Annotated in this window: 2 protein-coding genes and 1 pseudogene; 2 read left to right on the forward strand and 1 reads right to left on the reverse strand. The window is 68.9% G+C overall.

Annotated elements, in window-relative coordinates:
* Positions 1 to 798: pseudogene (gene phnE / locus AC2W7M_RS24385) on the forward strand (phosphonate ABC transporter, permease protein PhnE); the annotation flags it as partial.
* Positions 798 to 1,616 (forward strand): phosphonate ABC transporter, permease protein PhnE, encoded by an 819-nt coding sequence (gene phnE / locus AC2W7M_RS24390; protein WP_486135605.1) that lies wholly within the window; start codon positions 798 to 800, stop codon positions 1,614 to 1,616. The pseudogene phnE (AC2W7M_RS24385) and the gene phnE (AC2W7M_RS24390), both read left to right, overlap by 1 nt.
* Before the next feature lie 12 nt (positions 1,617 to 1,628).
* On the opposite strand, the gene AC2W7M_RS24395 is transcribed toward phnE (AC2W7M_RS24390), so the two are convergent.
* Positions 1,629 to 1,880 (reverse strand): hypothetical protein, encoded by a 252-nt coding sequence (locus AC2W7M_RS24395; protein WP_486135606.1) that lies wholly within the window; start codon positions 1,878 to 1,880, stop codon positions 1,629 to 1,631.
* Positions 1,881 to 2,084 lie beyond the last annotated feature (204 nt).

Below are 2,084 nucleotides of genomic sequence, written 5' to 3' on the forward strand. Positions count from 1 at the left end.
CGTCCGTTCCGGCGCACCGCTGGCGGCCGCCGCCGCTCGTCGCCAATCCCTGGCTGCGCTATTTGGCTCGCGCTCGCCGCTGCCGCCTATCTGGCGCTGGCGCTCGGCTCGGTCGAGGTGAACTGGGCGCGCCTGTCGGAGGGCTGGGCGCGCGGCCTGCGCTTCCTCTCCGGCTTCGCCGCGCCGGACTTCTCGCGCCGCTGGGACGACATCCTCCAGGGCATGGTGGAGAGCCTCACCATGACGGTGACGGCGACGGTGGCGGGCATCGCCATCTCGGTGCCCATCGGCATCGGCGCGGCGCGCAATCTCGTGCCGCTGCCGGTCTATCTCGTTTGCCGCGCCATCGTCGCGCTGTCGCGCGCCCTGCACGAGATCGTCGTCGCCATCCTTCTGGTGGCGCTGGTGGGCTTCGGCCCGTTCGCGGGCTTCCTGACGCTCACCTTCGCCACCATCGGCTTCCTCGCCAAGCTCCTGGCGGAGGACATCGAGGACGCGGACGCAGAGCCCATCGAGGCGGTGCGGGCTACGGGGGCGTCCTGGCTCTCGCTGGTCGCCTTCGGCGTGCTGCCGCAGGTGGCGCCGCGCCTTCTCGGCCTCTCGCTCTACCGGCTGGACATCAATTTCCGCGAATCCGCGGTGGTGGGCATCGTCGGCGCCGGCGGCATCGGCGCGACGCTCAACACCGCCATCGACCGCTACGAGTTCGACAGCGCCGCCGCGGTGCTGATCCTCATCATCGCCATCGTCATGGTCAGCGAATATGTCTCCGGCCTCGTCCGGGCGCGGGTGAAGTGATGCCGGTCGCCGCTCTCCCCGACGGCCGCAAGGCCTGGCAGCTTCGCACCCCCGCCGGCACGTTCGCGGCCTGGTTCGGCTGGCTCGCTCTGGTGGCGCTGACCGTGTTCTGCTGGCGCGTGATGACCCAGGACACCATCTGGAGCTTCGTGCTTGATGCGCCGGCCCAGGCGGCCGACATCGGCGCGCGCATGTTCCCGCCGCGCTGGAGCTATTTCCCGGTGCTGCTCAAGCCGCTGTGGGACACGCTCAACATCGCCACCTTGGGCACGCTGGCGGCGATCATGCTGTCGGTGCCGGTGGCCTTCCTCGCCGCCCGCAACACCACCCCGAGCGCGGTGCTGGTGCGTCCCGTGGCGCTGTTCATCATCGTCGCCTCGCGCTCCATCAATGCCATCATCTGGGCGCTGCTGCTGGTGGCGATCCTCGGGCCGGGGGTGCTGGCGGGCATCTGCGCCATCGCTTTGCGCTCCATCGGCTTCATCGGCAAGCTGCTCTACGAGGCGATCGAGGAGATCGACGCCACCCAGGTGGAGGCGGTCCGCGCCACCGGCGCCTCGGGGCCGCAGGTGCTGACCTATGCCATCGTGCCGCAGATCCTGCCCGCCTTCGCCGGCATCAGCGTGTTCCGCTGGGACATCAACATCCGCGAATCCACGGTGCTCGGCCTCGTCGGCGCGGGCGGCATCGGGCTCAATCTGGAAAGCTCGCTCAACACGCTCGCCTGGCCGCAGGTGACGCTGATCCTGCTCGTCATCCTCGCCACCGTGGTGGCCAGCGAGTGGATTTCCGCCAAGGTTCGCGCCCGGTTCGGTTGAGGCGGGCGGCGCTCAGCGCTTCTTCGACCAGTTGGCGATCATGTCGGAGGCGGTCAGCACGATCAGCGCCGTCATGGCGAGCGCGGTCGCCGTCAGCGCATAGATGATCAGGAAGGCGTAGCCGAACTTGTAGGTCAGCGCGGCAAACAGGAAGCCAAGATTGGCGATGAAATAGTATTTCGCATCGGGCAGCCCGTAGATGGCGTCCTTGAGGAACCAGCCGATGACGGGAATGCGGAGAACGGCGCGGGCGGCAGACGGCATGATGACATCCAAATAGCATCGTTCGCCCGTCTCTCTTCAGGAGAACGCGGCGGGTGCGGTGTCGGAAGACGCAAAAATCCTTGCCTGCACGTTGCCGATGCGCCGGCATTGATCAAGCGCCGGACGCGCCGTCGGGGCCGGCGTCAGTGTCGCACCCCGCGCGCCGGGGGGGCGGGGGGCGTGAGCCGGTCAGCCGGTGCCCGG

This window comes from Xanthobacter sp. BG11Y11_SDJG, assembly GCF_057364445.1.